This window comes from Pseudomonas kuykendallii (assembly GCF_900106975.1).
GTDB classification, from domain to species: Bacteria; Pseudomonadota; Gammaproteobacteria; order Pseudomonadales; family Pseudomonadaceae; genus Pseudomonas_O; species Pseudomonas_O kuykendallii.
The window spans coordinates 879,947-897,224 of record NZ_FNNU01000002.1 but is presented as its reverse complement, the minus strand read 5'-3'; the positions used below and the strand labels follow the sequence as shown (position 1 = coordinate 897,224).

19 protein-coding genes are annotated in these 17,278 nt (G+C 65.5%); 10 read left to right on the top strand and 9 right to left on the bottom strand.

Features of this window, described 5'->3' with window-relative positions:
• Nucleotides 1-36 precede the first annotated feature (36 nt).
• The 4 genes from BLV15_RS09345 to BLV15_RS09330 all read right to left on the bottom strand — a co-directional run bounded on the left by BLV15_RS09345 (nt 37) and on the right by BLV15_RS09330 (nt 4,225).
• Entirely contained in the window at nt 37-798 is a 762-nt protein-coding gene (locus tag BLV15_RS09345) for an amino acid ABC transporter ATP-binding protein (RefSeq protein ID WP_090226996.1), read from the bottom strand.
• A 9-nt stretch (nt 799-807) separates the two neighbouring features.
• Nucleotides 808-1,905, bottom strand: a complete 1,098-nt coding sequence (locus tag BLV15_RS09340; protein ID WP_090226993.1) for an amino acid ABC transporter permease — start codon at nt 1,903-1,905, stop codon at nt 808-810.
• 9 nt (nt 1,906-1,914) lie between these two features.
• Entirely contained in the window at nt 1,915-3,099 is a 1,185-nt protein-coding gene (locus BLV15_RS09335; RefSeq protein WP_090226992.1) for an amino acid ABC transporter permease, read from the bottom strand.
• 97 nt (nt 3,100-3,196) lie between these two features.
• A complete protein-coding gene (locus BLV15_RS09330; protein WP_090226991.1) occupies nt 3,197-4,225 on the bottom strand; it encodes an amino acid ABC transporter substrate-binding protein in 1,029 nt (342 codons plus the stop codon).
• A 442-nt stretch (nt 4,226-4,667) separates the two neighbouring features.
• Between BLV15_RS09330 and BLV15_RS09325 the strand changes: the two genes are divergently transcribed.
• From BLV15_RS09325 to BLV15_RS22095, 5 genes are all read left to right on the top strand, one after another.
• Nucleotides 4,668-5,327 carry an alpha/beta hydrolase gene (locus BLV15_RS09325; protein ID WP_090226988.1) on the top strand — a complete coding sequence of 220 codons (660 nt, stop codon included), beginning with the start codon at nt 4,668-4,670 and terminating at the stop codon, nt 5,325-5,327.
• Nucleotides 5,328-5,528: 201 nt separating this feature from the next.
• Nucleotides 5,529-6,467, top strand: a complete 939-nt coding sequence (locus BLV15_RS09320) for a GGDEF domain-containing protein (RefSeq protein ID WP_090226987.1) — start codon at nt 5,529-5,531, stop codon at nt 6,465-6,467.
• A 114-nt stretch (nt 6,468-6,581) separates the two neighbouring features.
• Nucleotides 6,582-8,033 (top strand): ATP-dependent RNA helicase RhlB, encoded by a 1,452-nt coding sequence (gene rhlB / locus BLV15_RS09315; RefSeq protein ID WP_090226984.1) that lies wholly within the window; start codon nt 6,582-6,584, stop codon nt 8,031-8,033.
• A 117-nt stretch (nt 8,034-8,150) separates the two neighbouring features.
• A complete protein-coding gene (locus BLV15_RS09310) occupies nt 8,151-9,191 on the top strand; it encodes a DUF2157 domain-containing protein (RefSeq protein WP_090226982.1) in 1,041 nt (346 codons plus the stop codon).
• A 71-nt stretch (nt 9,192-9,262) separates the two neighbouring features.
• Entirely contained in the window at nt 9,263-9,427 is a 165-nt protein-coding gene (locus BLV15_RS22095) for a hypothetical protein (RefSeq protein ID WP_175534325.1), read from the top strand.
• 54 nt (nt 9,428-9,481) lie between these two features.
• Here the strand turns inward: BLV15_RS22095 and moaE are convergent, their stop codons facing one another.
• The 4 genes from moaE to BLV15_RS09290 form a co-directional block, all read right to left on the bottom strand.
• Nucleotides 9,482-9,955: a molybdopterin synthase catalytic subunit MoaE gene (gene moaE / locus BLV15_RS09305; protein ID WP_090226979.1), complete on the bottom strand. Its 474-nt coding sequence runs from the start codon at nt 9,953-9,955 to the stop codon at nt 9,482-9,484.
• A 1-nt stretch (nt 9,956) separates the two neighbouring features.
• On the bottom strand, nt 9,957-10,205 hold the full coding sequence (locus BLV15_RS09300; protein WP_090226976.1) for a MoaD/ThiS family protein: 249 nt from the start codon (nt 10,203-10,205) through the stop codon (nt 9,957-9,959).
• Complete coding sequence (gene moaC / locus BLV15_RS09295; RefSeq protein WP_090226974.1) at nt 10,205-10,678, bottom strand: cyclic pyranopterin monophosphate synthase MoaC; 474 nt, start codon at nt 10,676-10,678, stop codon at nt 10,205-10,207. Before moaC ends, BLV15_RS09300 begins: the two co-directional genes overlap by 1 nt.
• Before the next feature lie 119 nt (nt 10,679-10,797).
• Nucleotides 10,798-12,189 (bottom strand): PhoH family protein, encoded by a 1,392-nt coding sequence (locus BLV15_RS09290; protein WP_090226971.1) that lies wholly within the window; start codon nt 12,187-12,189, stop codon nt 10,798-10,800.
• A 465-nt stretch (nt 12,190-12,654) separates the two neighbouring features.
• On the opposite strand from BLV15_RS09290, the gene yaaA reads away from it, so the two are divergent.
• From yaaA to BLV15_RS09275, 3 genes are all read left to right on the top strand, one after another.
• Nucleotides 12,655-13,434, top strand: a complete 780-nt coding sequence (gene yaaA, locus BLV15_RS09285) for a peroxide stress protein YaaA (RefSeq protein ID WP_090226968.1) — start codon at nt 12,655-12,657, stop codon at nt 13,432-13,434.
• A gap of 142 nt (nt 13,435-13,576) precedes the next feature.
• Nucleotides 13,577-14,407, top strand: coding sequence for an SDR family oxidoreductase (locus BLV15_RS09280; protein WP_090226965.1), 831 nt, complete (start codon nt 13,577-13,579; stop codon nt 14,405-14,407).
• 58 nt (nt 14,408-14,465) lie between these two features.
• On the top strand, nt 14,466-14,798 hold the full coding sequence (locus tag BLV15_RS09275) for a YnfA family protein (protein WP_090226964.1): 333 nt from the start codon (nt 14,466-14,468) through the stop codon (nt 14,796-14,798).
• 10 nt (nt 14,799-14,808) lie between these two features.
• On the opposite strand, the gene BLV15_RS09270 is transcribed toward BLV15_RS09275, so the two are convergent.
• Nucleotides 14,809-15,708 carry a DMT family transporter gene (locus BLV15_RS09270; RefSeq protein WP_090226961.1) on the bottom strand — a complete coding sequence of 300 codons (900 nt, stop codon included), beginning with the start codon at nt 15,706-15,708 and terminating at the stop codon, nt 14,809-14,811.
• A 299-nt stretch (nt 15,709-16,007) separates the two neighbouring features.
• On the opposite strand from BLV15_RS09270, the gene BLV15_RS22090 reads away from it, so the two are divergent.
• Nucleotides 16,008-16,169 carry a hypothetical protein gene (locus BLV15_RS22090; RefSeq protein WP_175534324.1) on the top strand — a complete coding sequence of 54 codons (162 nt, stop codon included), beginning with the start codon at nt 16,008-16,010 and terminating at the stop codon, nt 16,167-16,169.
• Nucleotides 16,170-16,282: 113 nt separating this feature from the next.
• Nucleotides 16,283-17,164 (top strand): helix-turn-helix domain-containing protein, encoded by an 882-nt coding sequence (locus tag BLV15_RS09265; RefSeq protein ID WP_090226958.1) that lies wholly within the window; start codon nt 16,283-16,285, stop codon nt 17,162-17,164.
• Nucleotides 17,165-17,278 lie beyond the last annotated feature (114 nt).

Sequence of the window (17,278 nt, the reverse complement as noted above, 5' to 3'; positions counted from 1 at the left end):
GGAGCCCGAAGGCTCCCTTTCTTTGCCGGCGAATCCTCAGTGCAGGATCTGCCCGAGGAACAGGCGGGTTCGTTCGTTCTGCGGATTGTCGAAGAAGGTGTTCGGCTCGGCCTGCTCGACGATCTCCCCCTTGTCCATGAAGATCACCCGGTTCGCCACGGTGCGGGCGAAGCCCATTTCGTGGGTCACGCAGAGCATGGTCATGCCGTCTTCGGCGAGGCCGATCATGGTGTCGAGCACTTCCTTGACCATCTCCGGATCGAGCGCCGAGGTCGGCTCGTCGAACAGCATGATCTTCGGCTTCATGCACAGCGCCCGGGCGATCGCCACGCGCTGTTGCTGGCCGCCGGAGAGCTGGCCGGGAAACTTGTTGGCCTGTTCGGGGATGCGCACGCGCTGCAGGTAATGCATCGCGATTTCCTCGGCTTCCTTCTTCGGCATCTTGCGCACCCACATCGGTGCCAGGGTGCAGTTCTGCAGCACGGTGAGGTGCGGGAACAGGTTGAAGTGCTGGAATACCATGCCGACTTCGCTGCGGATCGTCTCGATCTGCTTGAGGTCGTTGGTCAGCTCGATGCCGTCGACGATGATGCTGCCCTGCTGGTGTTCTTCCAGCCGGTTGATGCAGCGGATGGTGGTCGATTTACCGGAACCGGAAGGCCCGCAGAGGACGATGCGCTCGCCCTGCTGCACGTTGAGGTTGATGTCCTTCAGCACATGGAACTGGCCGTACCACTTGTTCACGCCTTGCAGCTGGATGATCGGCTCGGCATTGGTTTGCAGGTTGGGTTGGTTCATCAGTGGCTCCTAACGCTTGTGGCCGGTGTTGAGCTTGTTCTCCAGGTGCATGGAGTAGCGCGACATGCCGAAACAGAAAATCCAGTAGACCAGTGCAGCGAACACGTAGCCCTCGGTGGACATCCCCAGCCACGCCGGGTCGGCGGTGGCGCGCTTGATGCTGTTGAGGAAGTCGAACAGGCCGATGATGATCACCAGGCTGGTGTCCTTGAACAGCGCGATGAAGGTGTTGACGATCCCGGGGATCACAAGTTTCAGCGCCTGCGGCAGGATCACCAGGCTCATGGTCCGCCAATAGCCGAGACCCATGGCGGCCGCGGCCTCGTACTGGCCCTTGGGAATCGCCTGCATGCCGCCGCGTACCACTTCGGCGATGTAGGCGGCCTCGAAGAAGATCACCATCACCATCGCGCGCAGCAGCTTGTCCAGGCTCAGCCCTTCGGGAAGGAACAGCGGCAGCATCACCGAGGACATGAACAGCACGGTGATCAACGGAACGCCGCGCCAGAACTCGATGAAGGTCACGCTGAGCACCTTGATCGCCGGCATGTTGGAGCGCCGCCCCAGCGCCAGCAGGATACCCAGCGGCAAGGCGCCGGCGATGCCGACGGCGGCGATCACCACGGTCAGCATCAGGCCGCCCCACTGCGACGTGGGGACCTGCTCCAGGCCGAGGAAGCCACCGTGCAGCAGCCAATAGGCGAGGATCGGGTAGATCACCAGGAAGGCGATGCCGTACTTCGCCTTGGGGGCGAAGCGCTTGAAGAACAGCGGCGCGGCACCGACGATCGCCAGGATCACCGTCAGGTCGACACGCCAGCGCAGTTCGGCCGGGTAGAAGCCATACATGAACTGCCCGAAGCGGTCGCTGATGAAGACCCAGCAGGCGCCTTCGCGGCTGCAATCGGCGCGGGTGGTGCCGACCCAGTCGGCCTTGAAGATCGCCCACTCCAGCAACGGTGGAACGATCAGCCAGACGAGGTAGAGGCCGATCAGGGTGAGGATGGTGTTGAACACGCCGGAGAACAGATTGGCCCGCATCCAGGCGATCGGCCCGAAGGTGAGCGCCGGTGGCGGCATGTCGGGCTTGAAGGTATGTGTGGTCATGGCAGCCCCTTACCGCTCGATCAGCGCGATGCGCTTGTTGTACCAGTTCATCAACAGCGAAATGCTGATGCTGATGGCCAGGTAGACGCTCATGGTGATGGCCATGGTTTCAATCGCCTGGCCGGTCTGGTTGAGCACCGTGCCGGAGAACAGCGAGACCATGTCCGGGTAGCCGATACCGGCCGCCAGCGAGGAGTTCTTCGCCAGGTTGAGGTACTGGCTGGTGAGCGGCGGGATGATCACGCGCATGGCCTGCGGGATGATCACCAGGCGCAGCAGTTGTCCCGGACGAAGGCCCAGCGAACTGGCCGCCTCGGTCTGCCCGTGGCTGACCGACTGGATGCCGGCGCGCACGGTTTCACCGATGAACGCCGCGGTGTAGATCGACAGGGCGAGGACGATGGACACCAGCTCGGGGATCATCACCCAGCCGCCGCGGAAGTTGAAACCCTGCAGTACCGGCACTTCCCAGTGCAGCGGCAGGCCGGCGACCAGCATGGTCAGGCCCGGCAGCACGACGATCAGCGCCAGGCTGGTCAGTGCCACGGGGAACCGCTGGCCGGTCGCATGGCGACGGGCCTTGGCCCAGCGCCACAGGGCGACGATGCCGACCAGCGCCACCAGCACCGACAGGGCGAACGGCCAGAAGGCCTCGGCTGCCACCGGCGCCGGCATCTGCAGGCCGCGGTTGTTGACGAAGAACAGGTCACCGAAGTTGAGGCTCTGGCGCGGATTCGGCAGCGGGCCGAGTACGGCGAAGTACCAGAAGAAGATCTGCAACAGCGGCGGGATGTTGCGGAAGGTCTCGATATAGACCGTGGCGAGCTTGCGGATCAGCCAGTTGGGCGACAGCCGTGCAACGCCGAGGATGAAGCCGAGCAAGGTGGCGAGGACGATACCGACCACCGACACCAGCAATGTATTGAGCAGGCCGACGAAGAACACCCGGCCATAGGTATCGGCCTCGGTGTAGTCGATCAGGTGCTGGGAAATGCCGAACCCGGCACTGTTGCCGAGGAAACCGAAACCTGAGGTGATACCGCGGTGTTCCAGGTTGGTCTGCGCGTTATCGAACAGGTACCAGCCGAAGCTGACCACGAGAATAACGGCGAGTATCTGGAAAACCCACGCACGTACCTGAGGATCGGTCCAGACCGATCCACGCTGGCGCGGGGCTTGTGCTGTGTTTTGCATAGGAGCCCTCTTTGAAGTCCAACGCCCACGAGGTGTGGGCGTCAGGCTTCATCTGGTCAGAACGAACCAGCCCGCACGAGGCGGGCTGGGGCGACGGTCAGCGCACCGGCGGTGCGTATTGCAGACCACCTTTGTTCCACAGGGCGTTGAGGCCACGCTCGATCTTCAGCTCGCTGCCGGCACCGACGTTGCGATCGAAGACTTCACCGTAGTTGCCGACTTCCTTGACGATCTTGACGACCCAGTCCTTCGGCAGTTTCAGGTCCTTGCCGAACTCGCCTTCGGTGCCCAGCAGGCGGGCGATGTCGGGGTTCTTGGTGGACTTGGCGGTCTCTTCGACGTTCTTCGAAGTGATGCCCAGTTCCTCGGCGTTGACCATCGCGAAGAGGGTCCAGCGAACGATATCGAACCATTCCTCGTCACCCTGACGAACGGACGGGCCGAGCGGCTCCTTGGAGATAACTTCCGGCAGAACGACATAGTCGTCCGGCGCGGCCAGCTTGATGCGCTGTGCGTACAGCTGCGACTGGTCGGAGGTCAGCACGTCGCAACGGCCGGACTCGACCGACTTGGCGCTCTCGTCCGAGGTGTCGTAGGTGATGGGGGTGTATTTCAGGTTGTTGGCGCGGAAGTAGTCCGACAGGTTCAGCTCGGTGGTGGTACCGGCATGGATGCAGACGGTAGCACCGTCGAGTTCCTTGGCACTGGAAACGCCGAGCTTCTTGTTCACCAGGAAGCCCTGGCCGTCGTAGTAGGTCACGCCGGTGAAGTTCAGGCCCATCGCGGCATCGCGCGAACTGGTCCAGGTGGTGTTGCGCGAGAGTACGTCGACTTCCCCGGACTGCAGCGCGGTGAAGCGCTCCTTGGCGGTCAGCGGGCTGAACTTGACCTTGCTCGCGTCACCGAAAACGGCAGCGGCGACCGCGCGGCAGACATCCACGTCGATCCCTTTGTACTGGCCTTTGGCGTCGGCATAGGAGAAGCCCGGCAGACCGTCGCTGATACCGCACTGGACGAAGCCTTTCTTCTGTACCGCATCGAGGGTAGCGCCGGCTTGCGCGAAGCTGCTAACACCGAGTACCGCTGCCGTGGTCAGCACAGCGAGAGTGGATTTCACCATCTTCATCAAAACCTCCAATTGCCTTTGTTGTGTCGGAGTCTCGGTCGCTCACCGCACCCTTGTGGGGCTTACTGCCCTGACGAGCAGGACGGCCGGTTGCGGACCTGGGCCCGGACGATGCGGCGGGCGATCCTGCCGGCGCTCATCCAGGCGTTGCCTGCTGATCAAAGCGGGCGGGAGACGTAACGAGCCAAGCGTAGCGCCTTGCGGCACGCGGCATGACGGGAAACCTGTTCTACGTGGGTTGGCGACGACGTTGCGGTACAGTTGTTACCGTTACAGTCGCTGCGATCTGACTAGCAAAGCGCGTACCAACCCATTGGAAAAGCTCGATAAAATTGGGTCAATACCAAAACTTCCAGCGGTGCGACATCTTCTTTCCTGAATAGCCTGCGCCCGCAACGACCAGGGCACTAAAAACGTGCCACAGCACCAAATTGGAGCATACATGAGCGAAGCATTGATTCTTAACCCCACACATCAGGCCGACGCGTGCGTAATCTGGTTGCATGGACTGGGCGCGGACCGCTACGACTTCGAGCCGGTCGCGCTTGCACTACAGCAGCGCATGAACACCCTGCGTTTCGTGCTACCACAGGCGCCGACTCAGCCGGTGACCATCAACAACGGCTACGCGATGCCCAGCTGGTACGACATCCTCGCCATAAGCGGCGAATCGCGGGCCATCGATCGCGACCAGATGGAGCGCTCGGCGCAACGCGTGATCGACCTGATCGAGGCACAGCGCGATGACGGCATCGACCCGCGGCGCATCTTCCTCGCCGGTTTCTCCCAGGGCGGCGCCGTGGTGCAGCACACGGCTTTCCTGCGCTGGGCCGGTCCGCTGGGGGGCGTGCTGGCACTGTCGACCTACGCGCCCACCTTCAGCGACGCACTGGAGTTCACCGAGACGCAGCAGAACCTGCCGGTGCTCTGCCTGCACGGACGTCACGACGATGTGGTGCCGCCTGCCCTGGGCCGCGCCGCCCACGACTTCCTCGCCGCGCGTGGCATTTCGGTGCAGTGGAAGGACTACCCGATGGCCCACGCGGTGGTGCCCGAAGAAATCATGGACATCGCCACCTGGCTGGAGGAACGTCTGAAGTGAGCGTCGCGGGCTTTCACTGAGCAGTCGCAACGGGCGGGGCACAGGCCGGCTCGGCGCTCCCGAGCCGGCCGGCTATATTCAGATTCGTTACTGGCACTTTGCCCCAGGAATACTGTCCATTTCCCGATGCTCGCCAAACGACAGGAAGCTTGCAATGCCCGCAGCGCCCGCCCTCGCCAACCACCCGACCAGATGCCCGGCATGAAAACGATGCCGTGGCAGCCCGACCTGCCAACGCTGCGCCAACTGGAACTGCTGGAGAACGTCAGCGACGAGGTGCTGCAGTCGGTAAGCGGCGAATTCGAACTCTGCGAACTGGATACCGGCGAAATCCTGCTCTCGCCGTTCAACCCCAACGCCCACCTTTATCTGATCCTCGAGGGTCAGCTGAAGCTCTACCTCGGTTCGCTGGACAACCAGTCGGTGATCAGCCTGCTTCCCGGCGAATGCGCCGGCGAAATAAGCGTGATCGACCGCCAGCCGCCCTCCGCCTATATCGTCGCCGAGTGCAGGTGCCGGCTGCTGCGCCTGCCGCGCCAGGCGCTGTTCGGGCTGATTTCCCACTCGCCGCAAGCCATGGAGAAACTGCTGGAAACGCTCTGCGGCAGGGTCCGTCGCGGCAACAGCATCATTCTCGACACCGAGCAGAACGCCAACGTCGACACCCTCACCGGGCTGTTCAACCGGCGCTGGCTTGAACATGTCTACGAGCGCGAAAGCACGCGCTGTGCCTTCAACGATCAGGACCTCTGCATGCTCATGCTCGATGTCGATCACTTCAAGGCCTACAACGACAAGTTCGGCCACCTGGCGGGCGACTACGCCCTCTGCCTAGTGTCCCACACCCTGCGCAACCAGTTGCGACCCAAGGACAGCATGGTGCGTTTCGGCGGCGAGGAGTTCGTCATCCTGCTCCCCGAGATGAGCCGCGACGAAGCCCGCGGGATCGGCGAGCGCCTGCGGCAGAGCCTCGAACAGATCAACACCTTCTATTCCCCGGTCGGCGTTCTGCCCGGCGTCACCGTGTCCATCGGGCTCGGCCAGATGGAAGCCGGCGACCCCCTGAAAAGCCTCATCTCCCGCGCCGACGCCGCGCTCTACCAAGCCAAGCAGCAAGGCCGCAACCGCCTCTGCGGCTGAGCCCGCGGCCGCCGCATCCGCTCCCGGCGCCCGCCCTCCGCGGCGCTTCGCCCTGTGGGCTTCTTGCTTTACACTGCCAGGCGTTCATTCCATAACCAAACTGACGAGATCACCGTGCTCAAAGCACTCAAGAAAATGTTCGGCAAAGCCGAAGAGTCCGTCACTGGCGGCGTATCCAGCCCAACCGCCTCCCCTTCCAGCGCCGATCGTGGCCTGCCGTCCTTCCAGAACCAACCCGCTGCCGAGCGTGAAAGCACGCCGCCCCGCCCCGCCACAGAGGCCGAGAAGCCTTCCGAGCGCAAACCCGCCCGTGCGCGCCGCGAGCGCAGCGCCAAGGCCCCGGTGGTGGACAACTGGACCCTCGCCGACTTTCAGGTCGAGCCGGCCGAAGGCAAGACCCGCTTCCACGACTTCAAGCTCGATCCGCGCCTGATGCACGCCATCCACGACCTCGGTTTTCCCTACTGCACGCCGATCCAGGCGCAGGTACTGGGCTTCACTCTCAAGGGCCAGGACGCCATCGGCCGCGCCCAGACCGGTACCGGCAAGACCGCCGCCTTCCTCATCTCGATCATCACCCAGCTGCTGCAGACCCCGCCGCCCAGGGAACGCTACATGGGCGAACCGCGCGCGCTGATCATCGCGCCGACCCGCGAACTGGTGGTGCAGATCGCCAAGGACGCGGCGGCGCTGACCAAGTACAGCGGTCTCAACGTGATGACCTTCGTCGGCGGCATGGACTTCGACAAGCAGCTCAAGCAACTCGAGGCCCGCTACTGCGACATCTTGGTGGCGACGCCGGGGCGCCTGCTGGACTTCAACCAGCGTGGCGAAGTGCATCTGGACATGGTCGAGGTGATGGTGCTCGACGAAGCCGACCGCATGCTCGACATGGGCTTCATCCCACAGGTGCGGCAGATCATCCGGCAGACGCCGATGAAGGGCGAACGCCAGACCCTGCTGTTCTCCGCCACCTTCACCGAAGACGTGATGAACCTCGCCAAGCAGTGGACCACGGAGCCGGCGATCGTCGAGATCGAACCGGAAACCGTCGCCAGCGACAACGTCGAGCAGCACGTCTACGCGGTCGCTGGAAGCGACAAGTACAAGCTGCTGTACAACCTCATCACGCAGAACGACTGGGTGCGGGTGATGGTCTTCGCCAACCGCAAGGACGAAGTGCGGCGCATCGAGGAGCGCCTGACCCGTGACGGTATCAGCGCCGCGCAGATGTCCGGCGACGTGCCGCAGCACAAGCGCATCCGTACCCTGGAAGACTTCCGCGAAGGCAAGATCCGCGTGATGGTCGCCACCGACGTCGCCGGCCGCGGCATTCACGTCGATGCCATCAGCCACGTGATCAACTTCACCCTGCCGGAAGACCCGGACGACTACGTGCACCGCATCGGCCGTACCGGCCGCGCCGGCGCCAGTGGCACCTCGATCAGCTTCGCCGGCGAGGACGACGCCTTCGCCCTGCCGCCGATCGAAGAACTGATGGGCCGCAAGATCACCTGCGAAATGCCGCCGGACGAGTTGCTCAAGCCGGTGCCGCGCAAGCACTGATCGCCGACGAAAACGGAGCCCCAGGGCTCGGTTTTTCGTTCCAGCGCCGCTCATGCCCGTCTGGCAAAGCGAAGCGCGCTCCGCCAGACTCGCTCATCGCCTCCAGGGAACGACGCCATGACCGAGCGCTTCGAAGCTGCCGACCTCACCCGCGCCGTGCAGGCCGGCATCCTCCAGCCCGGCCAGGAGCATGCGCTGCTGGCCTTCCTGCGCCGCCAGCAACCGGACCAGCCGAGCTTCCAGCTCGCCCACGTCGCCTACTACTTCGGCGCCGTGCTGATCATCGGCGCGCTCGGCTGGCTGCTCACCGAGGCGTGGATGCGCATCGGCGAGATCGCCCTGCTGCTGATCGCCATCGCCTACATGGCGCTGTTCACCCTCTGCGGTCTGGGCCTCTGGCGCCGCGGCCTGCAGATTCCGGGCGGGCTGCTCGGCGCGGTGGCGGTGAGCCTGACGCCGCTGGCGGTGTTCGCCCTGCAGCGCCTGCTCGGCTGGTGGCCGGAGGACGACGGGCTCGGCGATTACCACGACTACTACGTCTACGTGCGCGGCGGCTGGCTCGGCATGGAGGTGGCGACCGTGCTGGCCGGGCTGCTGATGCTGCGCCTGCTGCCCTTTCCGTTCATCGTCATGCCGCTGGCGGCGGCGCTGTGGTTCATGTCGATGGACCTGACCGACCTGCTCTACGGCACGGACTTCAGCTGGGAACAGCGGCGCTGGGTGTCGCTCTGGTTCGGCCTGGCGCTGATTCTCGCCAGCCTGCTGGTGGACGGGCGAACCCGGCGCGACTTCGCCTTCTGGGGCTACTTCGCCGGCCTGCTGGCGTTCTGGGGCGGACTGACCCTGATGGACAGCGGCAGCGAGCTGGGCAAGGCCTTCTACTGCCTGATCAACCTGTCCCTGATGGGCATCGCGGTGGCCCTGCGCCGGCCGCTGTTCATGGTCTTCGGCGCGCTCGGCGTGGCGGCCTACCTGGGCTACCTGTCGTACCGGGTGTTCGCCGACTCCCTGCTGTTCCCGATCGTGCTGACGCTGATCGGCATCGGTTTGATCGGCATCGGCGTCGCCTATCAGAAACGCCGCGAGACCCTGACGGAAAACCTGCGCCAGGCGCTGCCGAAAGGCCTGCTGGCGTTGCTTCCCGCCCTGCGACGCTGACGCGGATCATCATGGGTAATCAGGCGAGGGCTACGCTGAAAGTACGCCAACGCTTGGCGGGAGGCTTCGTCATGGACAACTTCCACCTCATGATTTCCCTTCTGGTCGCAGGATTCCTGCTGCTCGGCATCGGCTTCACCTTCCGCGAGAAGGAATGGGGCGTCTGGATGACCGGCGCCGGCGGCCTGTCGATGCTCGCGCCGATCGCCCTGGGCATCTACATCGGCCTCAACTGAAGCAGCCGGCCGCATCTCGGGGTCGGGGCAAGCCGTGCAGGGGACCCGAACGGATCAACCGCAACCCGGCCGACACTGGCTCTCCCAGCGCGCGGCGGCATCCTCGTCGCTGGCGCGCCCTTCCACCCAGCGCGGGCCCTCGGTGGTGTCTTCCTTCTTCCAGAACGGCGCGCGGGTCTTCAGGTAGTCCATGACGAAATCGCAGGCGGCGAACGCGGCCTGGCGGTGGGCGCTGGCGGTGCCGACGAAGACGATCGGCTCGCCCGGTTGCAGCGCGCCGACCCGGTGCAGCACGTCGACGCGCAGCAGCGGCCAGCGCCGCTCGGCCTCGGCGACGATCTTCGCCAGGGCCTTCTCGGTCATGCCGGGCGCGTGCTCGAGGAACATCCCCGCCACCTCACGGCCGTCATTGAAATCGCGCACGTAGCCTACGAAGCCGACCACCGCGCCGATACCGACATTCGCCGCATGCAGCGCGTTGAGTTCGGCGCCGGGATCGAAAGCTGCCGCCTGCACGCGAATCGCCATCTCAGCCTCCGGTGACGGTGGGGAAAAAGGCGACCTGATCGCCGTCCTGCAGCGGCTCGGCGAGGCTGCACAGCTCGTCGTTGCGCGCGCACATCAGGTTGCGCTCGGCGAGCACGTCCCAGGCGCCACCGCGCGCCAGCAACACCTGACGCAGGTCGTCGAGGCAGGCGAAGCGCGTGTCCCAGGGCAGCTGTTCGCTGTCCAGGCCGAGGCTTTCGCGGTAGCGGGCGAAGTACTGCACGCGGATCATCAGGCCTCCCCGGCGACGAAGTGGCCGCTCTTGCCGCCAAGTTTCTCCAGCAGGCGGATGCCCTCGATGAGCATGCCGCGGTCCACCGCCTTGCACATGTCGTAGATCGTCAGCGCGGCGACGCTGGCGGCGGTGAGCGCCTCCATTTCCACACCGGTCTGCCCGGCCAGCCTGCAGCGGGCGACGATGCGCACGCTGTCGTCGCCCTCGGCGCTCAGCTCGACCTTGACGCTGGTGAGCATCAACGGGTGGCACAACGGGATCAGCTCGGAGGTCTTCTTCGCCGCCTGGATGCCGGCGATGCGCGCGACGGCGAATACGTCGCCCTTGGGGTGGCCGCCTTGCTGGATCATCGCCAGGGTGGCGGGGAGCATGCGCACCCGCGCTTCGGCGGTGGCTTCGCGCGAGGTCACCGCCTTTTCGGTGACGTCGACCATGTTGGCGCGGCCTTGGGAATCGAGGTGGGTCAGCATGGGAGTCGTCCGCCGTTGAAAGCCGGCAGTTTACAACGAAGGTGCGTCGCTGCGTGCCGCAGGCGGCACGCAGCGACGGGCTGAAGGCACCGCCGGGATGGCGGTGCGCGGGGTGTGGCTTACATGTGCGCTTCGGCGTACTCCGCGAGGATCGAGCGCGGCACGCCCTGCAGGGTGATGTGCACGCCGTGGGGGAAATCCTTGAAACGCTCCGTGAGGTAGGTGAGGCCCGAACTGGTGGCGGACAGGTATGGGGTGTCGATCTGCGCCAGGTTGCCCAGGCAGATCACCTTCGAGCCTGCGCCGGCGCGGGTGATGATGGTTTTCATCTGGTGCGGGGTGAGGTTCTGGCACTCGTCGATGAGGATCAGGCTCTGCTGGAAGCTGCGCCCGCGGATGTAGTTGAGCGATTTGAACTGCAGCGGGACCTTTTGCAGGATGTAGTCGACGCTGCCGTGGGTGTTCTCGTCGTCCATGTGCAGGGCTTCGAGGTTGTCGGTGATGGCGCCGAGCCAGGGCTCCATCTTCTCGGCTTCGGTGCCCGGCAGGAAGCCGATGTCCTCGTCGAGGCCCTGCACGCTGCGGGTGGCGATGATGCGCCGGTAGCGCTTGGTCACCATGGTCTGCTCGATGGCCGCGGCCAGCGCGAGGATGGTCTTGCCGGAGCCGGCGGCGCCGGTCAGGTTGACCAGGTGGATGTCCGGGTCGAGCAGCGCGAACAGCGCCAGCGCCTGGTGGATGTCACGCGGGCGCAGGCCCCAGGCTTCCTGGTGCAGCAGCGGTTCCTGGTGCATGTCGAGGATCAGCAGCTCGCTCTCGCGAATGCCCTTCACCCAGCCGACGAAACCCTGCTCGTCGAGGATGAACTCGTTGACGTGCACCGCCGGCAGGTTGTCGGTGAGCTGCACGCGGTGCCAGGTGCGACCATGGTCCTGGCGGGTGTCGACCTTGGCCACGCGGTCCCAGAACGAGCCGGTCATGCTGTGGTAGCCGCGCGAGAGCATGTCGACGTCGTCGATCAGCTGGTCGGAGTGGTATTCCTCGGCATCGATCCCGCAGGCACGCGCCTTCAGGCGCATGTTGATGTCCTTGGTCACCAGCACCACCAGCTCGCCGGGGAAGCGGCTGCGCAGTTCCACTAGCTGGTTGATGATCTTGTTGTCGTTGAGGTGCTCGGGCAGCCAGGTGATCGGCTCCGCGCGCTTGCTCATGAGGATGGACAGCGTGCCCTTGGGCCCGCTCTTGCCGCGCTGGATCGGTACGCCCTTCTCCACCTCTTCCGGAGTGGCATCTCCCAGCACCTTGTCGATCAGGCGGATCGCCTGGCGGCATTCCGCGGCGACGCTGTGTTTACCGGTTTTAAGGCTGTCGAGTTCCTCCAGCACGGTCATCGGGATGGCGACGTGGTGTTCCTGGAAATTGAGCAGGGCGTTTGGATCGTGGATCAGGACGTTGGTATCGAGGACGTAGAGGATTGGCTGGGTAGAGCTTGAGCGTCCGTGGTCATCCATACTCGGTCACCTTTTCGAGAGGCCAGGCGACGGAATGCCGGAACAGCGCTCCGCCGCGAAGGACCGCCGACTCCCTGCGTCACGGACGCGGGGGACTGCATGCAAGGTGCGGGCTGGGGACGCCACCTGTCTGCAGGAATCGGCTGTCTGAAAACGTTCATACAGCAGTTTCGATGACGATAAGAAGTCTTTTTTCCTGCCGGACGGCCTTTTTTGTCACAGCGACGAAATGACCTTGGCGAGGCTTCCGGCCGCCGTTAAAGTCGGAAGTCCGCCCCATCGGAACCTGCCGCAAAAATCGCCCCTGCGGTTCCCCGCATTTCCCACGAAACGCCCGTCCTTGATGCGCTCCGGCGCTTTTCTCGCCTTCCCTGCGCGCTATCGCCCCAACTGATCGCCCGCGTGGCTGGAGCCGCACCCGGGTAACGCCTAGAATCGGCGCCGACCCCAAGGAGACAACGACGCATGCTGATGGTGATTTCACCGGCCAAGACGCTGGACTACGAGACCCCGCCGACCACCGCCACACACAGCCTTCCGCAGCACCTGGACGACGCCCGGGTACTGGTCGAGCAGCTGCGCGCCATGAGCCCGGCGCAGATCGGCGAGCTGATGCACCTCTCGGACAAGCTCGCCGGCCTCAACGCCGCGCGTTACGGCAGCTGGAACGCGGACTTCACCCCTGCCAACGCCAAGCAGGCGCTGCTGGCGTTCAAGGGCGATGTCTACACCGGCCTTGCCGCCGAGGATTTCACCGAGAAGGATTTCGCCTTCGCCCAGCAGCACCTGCGCATGCTGTCCGGCCTCTATGGGCTGTTGCGCCCGCTCGACCTGATGCAGCCGTATCGCCTGGAAATGGGCACCAAGCTGGCGAACCCGCGCGGCGCCGATCTGTACGCCTTCTGGGGCGAACGTATCACCGGCTGGCTCAATGAAGCCCTGGCCGCGCAGGGCGACGACGTCCTGCTCAACCTGGCGTCGAAGGAGTACTTCTCCTCGGTCAAACGCAAGGCGTTCGCCGGCCGCATCATCGACACCGAGTTCAAGGACCTGAAGAACGGCCAGTACAAGATCATCAGCTTCTACGCGAAGAAGGCCCGCGGGCTGATGGCGCGCTACGTGATCAAGGAGCGCCTGAAGGACCCGCGCCAGCTGCAGGGCTTCGACTATGCCGGCTACCGCTTCAGCGCCGACCAGTCGAGTGCGGACAGCCTGGTGTTCCTGCGCGACGAACCGCAGGACTGATCGAGCCGCCGAACGCGTCGCGGTAGCCGCCCGCCACGCTTCTTGTTGTACGATGTCGCAGCGCTTGCCGCACCTTGGTCGCCTGGCAATTCGACCAAGGCCGGGCTTGCGCATGACAACTACAAGAAGAAGGAACTGCCACATGAGCCAACCCGTCGTCCTGATCACAGGATGCTCCAGCGGCATCGGCCGCGCGCTGGCCGACACCTTCAAGCGCGGCGGCTACCAGGTCTGGGCCAGCGCCCGCAAATCCGAGGACCTGGCTTCCCTGGAAAGCGCCGGCTTCAATGCCGTGCAGCTCGACGTCAACGATGCCAGCGCCGTCCACCGCCTCGCCGAACGCCTGCTGAAAAACGCCGGGCGCCTCGACGTGCTGATCAACAACGCCGGCTACGGCGCGATGGGCCCGCTGCTGGACGGCGGCGCCGAAGCCCTGCGCCGGCAATTCGAAACCAACGTGTTCGCGGTGGTCGGCGTGACCCGGGCCTGCTTCCCGCTGCTGCGCGAGAGCCGTGGCCTGGTGGTCAACATCGGCAGCGTTTCCAGCGTTCTGGTGACCCCCTTCGCCGGCGCCTACTGCGCCTCCAAGGCGGCGGTGCACGCGCTGTCCGATGCCTTGCGCATGGAGCTGGCGCCGTTCGCCATCGAGGTGATGGAAGTGCAGCCCGGCGCGATCGCCTCGAGCTTCGGCACCAACGCCAGCCGCGAGGCCGAATCGCTGATCGGCGAGGATTCGCCCTGGTGGCCGATCCGCGACGGCATCCGCGCCCGCGCCAACGCCTCGCAGGACAACCCGACGCCGGCCAGCGACTTCGCCCAGCAGTTGTTCGACGCCGTGCGCCGCCCGCAACGCCCGCGCCTGTTGCGCCTGGGCAACGGCAGCCAGGCGCTGCCGCTGCTGGCGCGCTGGTTGCCCAAGGGGCTGCTGGAAAAGGGCCTGCGCCGGCGCTTCGGCCTGAACGTGGCGCTGTAGAGCGGCTGATCCGCCGCGCCTGTAGAATCGGCGCTCCCTTCGATGACAAGGCCTCGCCGTGCTCAACTACCTCTGGTTCTTCGCCGCCGCGCTGTTCGAGATCGCCGGCTGCTACGCCTTCTGGCTGTGGTTGCGGATGGACCGCAGCGCGCTGTGGATCGCCCCCGGCCTGCTGGCGCTGACGGCCTTCGCGCTGATCCTCACCCGCGTCGAGGCCGAGTTCGCCGGTCGCGCCTACGCCGCCTACGGGGGCGTTTACGTCTGCTCGGCACTGTTCTGGCTCGCGTTCGTCGAGCGTACCCGCCCGCTACCCAGCGACTACCTCGGCGGCGCGGTGTGCCTGCTGGGCGCCGCGATCATCCTCTTCGGCCCGCGGCTGTCGCACAGCTGAAGCCGCGGTTTCAGGCCGGCGTCGGCGCCACCGCCGGGACCGGACGCGCCTTGCGGAACACCAGCAGGTTGCCGGCCATCACCAGCACCAGGCCGCACAGGGCCGGCAGCGTCCACTGGTAGCCCTCGACGAACGCCGAGATGTTCAGCGCCACCACCGGGAACAGCACGGTGCAATAGGCGGCGCGTTCCGGCCCCATGCGGCCGACCAGGGTCAGGTAGGCGGTGAAGCCGATCACCGAGCCGGGAATCGCCAGGTACAGCAGCGAGCCGACGTAGCGCGTGCTCCAGTCGAAGCTCAGCGGCGTGCCGCTGACCAGGCACACCGCGAGCAGCGCCAGCGTGCCGTAGAGCATGCCCCAGGCGTTGCTGCTCAGCGGGCGCAGGCCGGCCTTCTGCTGCAGGCTGGAGAGCAAGTTGCCGGCGGAGAAACACAGGGTCCCGAGCAGCGCCAGGCCGAGGCCAATCAGAGTTTCACGGCTGGCGGAATGGCCGCCCAGCTCCGGCCAGAACAGCAGCGCCAGGCCGAACAGCCCCAGCGCGCCGCCGGCCAGCACGTTCGCCGCGATGCGCTGGCCGAAGAATACCCGCGCGTTCAGCGCGTTCCACAGGGTGGCGGTGCTGAACACCACCGCGATCAAGCCACTGGGTATCCACTGGCTGGCGCTGTAGAAGCACAGGAAGTTGACGCAGAACAGGCACAGCCCTTGGGCCACGCAGAGCAGCTGCGCGCGACGATCGAGCCGTTGCAGGCTGCCGCGCAGCAGCAGGTAGGCGAACAGCACCAGCGCGGCCAGGGCGAAGCGATAGGCGATGGAAGCGGCGATGGCGACGTCGCCCATCTGCAGCTTGATGGCGATCCAGGTAGTCCCCCAGATCAGCACGGTGAGCAGGTACAAGGCGAGGTTCATGGTGACTCCCGAAGCGAAAGGGCAAGCGATGCGGCGACGCAGAGTCTGCCGCGCGTCGGGCCTGGCCGCTTGCAGGAACTTGCGCTTTTGACGGCCGTGATCGCTCGGCAACGGAAGCCGTTGGAGGTGATCGACATGCGGTACTTCATGGCCGCACACGGACGCGCCGCAAGCCCCCGTTTCATCGTCCATCCACCCCGCGCAGCGTTAGGTTCCGGCAAGGCTTGTCCATAGAGTTCTATGACCCCAGTGCCAGGCGACTCCATGTCCGTTCCGCGAAACGACAACAGCATCAGCAGGTGACCGAACCGGTGCCGATCGAGAAACACCCCGTCTATGTGATTCCTCCGGGCAAGGACCTGTCGATGAACGACGGCTACCTGCGCCTGACCGACCCGCAGGCACGCCGCGGCCCGCACACGTCCATCGACCTGGGCAAGCCGTGGCCTACGACGCCCTGATCGCCACCATCGAGAAGCTGCTGCACTGAATTGCAGATTCTTGCGCTTTTTCGCCGACGGTGGCTGCGCAGGCCGCCGTCGGCGCCGTAGGATGGCGACATTGAGGTATCCGCATGTCGCAGCTCGAACAGAATCAGGTCTTCCAATCCCTTGCCAGCTCTCCCCATGCCCGCCTGGAACACAGCGCGGAACTGGGCGACGGGCTGGCCGCGGCGTTGTGGAGCAACCACCACGACGCCCGCGACTACACCGGTACGGCCTGGCACACGCTGTCCTGCTACCTGGACGGCGGCACCGGTACCTTCCGCCGCGAGCGCCCGCATGCCAAGGGCGCGCCGGACAAGCTGTGCGTCCTCCCCGCCGGGCATGAATCGGCCTGGGTGATCAACGGCGACATCCGCCTGGCTCACCTCTACGTCAGCCCGGAACGCTTCGCGCAGAGCGCGGTGACCCTGCTCGACCGCGAACCGCGCGAACTGCAGCTCAACGAAGCGACCTTCCTCGACGATCCGCAGCAGGCCCGGCGCTTCCGCCAGCTGAGCCGGCTGGACTGGAGCGAGCCGGGTGAGCGCCTGCTGACCAGCAGCCTCGCCCACGCCATGCTCGAACACGCGCTGCTGACCCAGGTCGGTCGTCGGCCCGAGCTGCGCCTGAAGGGCGGGCTGGCGCCGCGGCTGCGGCGGCGTCTGGTCGACTACATCGAAGCGCACCTGGACGACGCCATCAGCCTTGGCCAGTTGGCCGGCATCGCGGCGCTGTCCGAGTATCACTTCGCGCGGATGTTCCGCGAGAGCTTCGGCCTGCCGCCGCACCGCTACCTGCTGGCCCGGCGTCTGCAACGTGCCCGCGAGCTGCTGCGCGACAGCCCTCTGGCGCTCGGTGACATCGCCCTGGCCTGCGGCTTCGCCAGCGCCAGCCACTTCAGCAACCGCTTCCGCGCCGAATTCGGCGGCACGCCGGGCCAGTACCGGCAGGCACTGAACCGCCCGCTGTAGCGCGCTTGCGCCGGGCTCGCGCGCCGTCCCGCACACGCTTGCACCTCCGACGAACGCCTGCCAACGGGTGCCCAAGCGCGGCGGCGCGTGCGAGAATTGACGGTTCACGACTCG

Excerpts from the sequence above, each read along its gene's own strand:
- BLV15_RS09345 (WP_090226996.1), bottom strand. The coding sequence starts at position 798 with ATGAACCAACCCAACCTGCAAACCAATGCCGAGCCGATCATCCAGCTG.
- BLV15_RS09340 (WP_090226993.1), bottom strand. The coding sequence starts at position 1,905 with ATGACCACACATACCTTCAAGCCCGACATGCCGCCACCGGCGCTCACC.
- BLV15_RS09335 (WP_090226992.1), bottom strand. The coding sequence starts at position 3,099 with ATGCAAAACACAGCACAAGCCCCGCGCCAGCGTGGATCGGTCTGGACC.
- BLV15_RS09330 (WP_090226991.1), bottom strand. The coding sequence starts at position 4,225 with ATGAAGATGGTGAAATCCACTCTCGCTGTGCTGACCACGGCAGCGGTA.
- BLV15_RS09325 (WP_090226988.1), top strand. The coding sequence starts at position 4,668 with ATGAGCGAAGCATTGATTCTTAACCCCACACATCAGGCCGACGCGTGC.
- BLV15_RS09320 (WP_090226987.1), top strand. The coding sequence starts at position 5,529 with ATGAAAACGATGCCGTGGCAGCCCGACCTGCCAACGCTGCGCCAACTG.
- BLV15_RS09310 (WP_090226982.1), top strand. The coding sequence starts at position 8,151 with ATGACCGAGCGCTTCGAAGCTGCCGACCTCACCCGCGCCGTGCAGGCC.
- BLV15_RS22095 (WP_175534325.1), top strand. The coding sequence starts at position 9,263 with ATGGACAACTTCCACCTCATGATTTCCCTTCTGGTCGCAGGATTCCTG.
- moaE (WP_090226979.1), bottom strand. The coding sequence starts at position 9,955 with ATGGCGATTCGCGTGCAGGCGGCAGCTTTCGATCCCGGCGCCGAACTC.
- BLV15_RS09300 (WP_090226976.1), bottom strand. The coding sequence starts at position 10,205 with ATGATCCGCGTGCAGTACTTCGCCCGCTACCGCGAAAGCCTCGGCCTG.
- moaC (WP_090226974.1), bottom strand. The coding sequence starts at position 10,678 with ATGCTGACCCACCTCGATTCCCAAGGCCGCGCCAACATGGTCGACGTC.
- BLV15_RS09290 (WP_090226971.1), bottom strand. The coding sequence starts at position 12,189 with ATGGATGACCACGGACGCTCAAGCTCTACCCAGCCAATCCTCTACGTC.
- yaaA (WP_090226968.1), top strand. The coding sequence starts at position 12,655 with ATGCTGATGGTGATTTCACCGGCCAAGACGCTGGACTACGAGACCCCG.
- BLV15_RS09280 (WP_090226965.1), top strand. The coding sequence starts at position 13,577 with ATGAGCCAACCCGTCGTCCTGATCACAGGATGCTCCAGCGGCATCGGC.
- BLV15_RS09270 (WP_090226961.1), bottom strand. The coding sequence starts at position 15,708 with ATGAACCTCGCCTTGTACCTGCTCACCGTGCTGATCTGGGGGACTACC.
- BLV15_RS09265 (WP_090226958.1), top strand. The coding sequence starts at position 16,283 with ATGTCGCAGCTCGAACAGAATCAGGTCTTCCAATCCCTTGCCAGCTCT.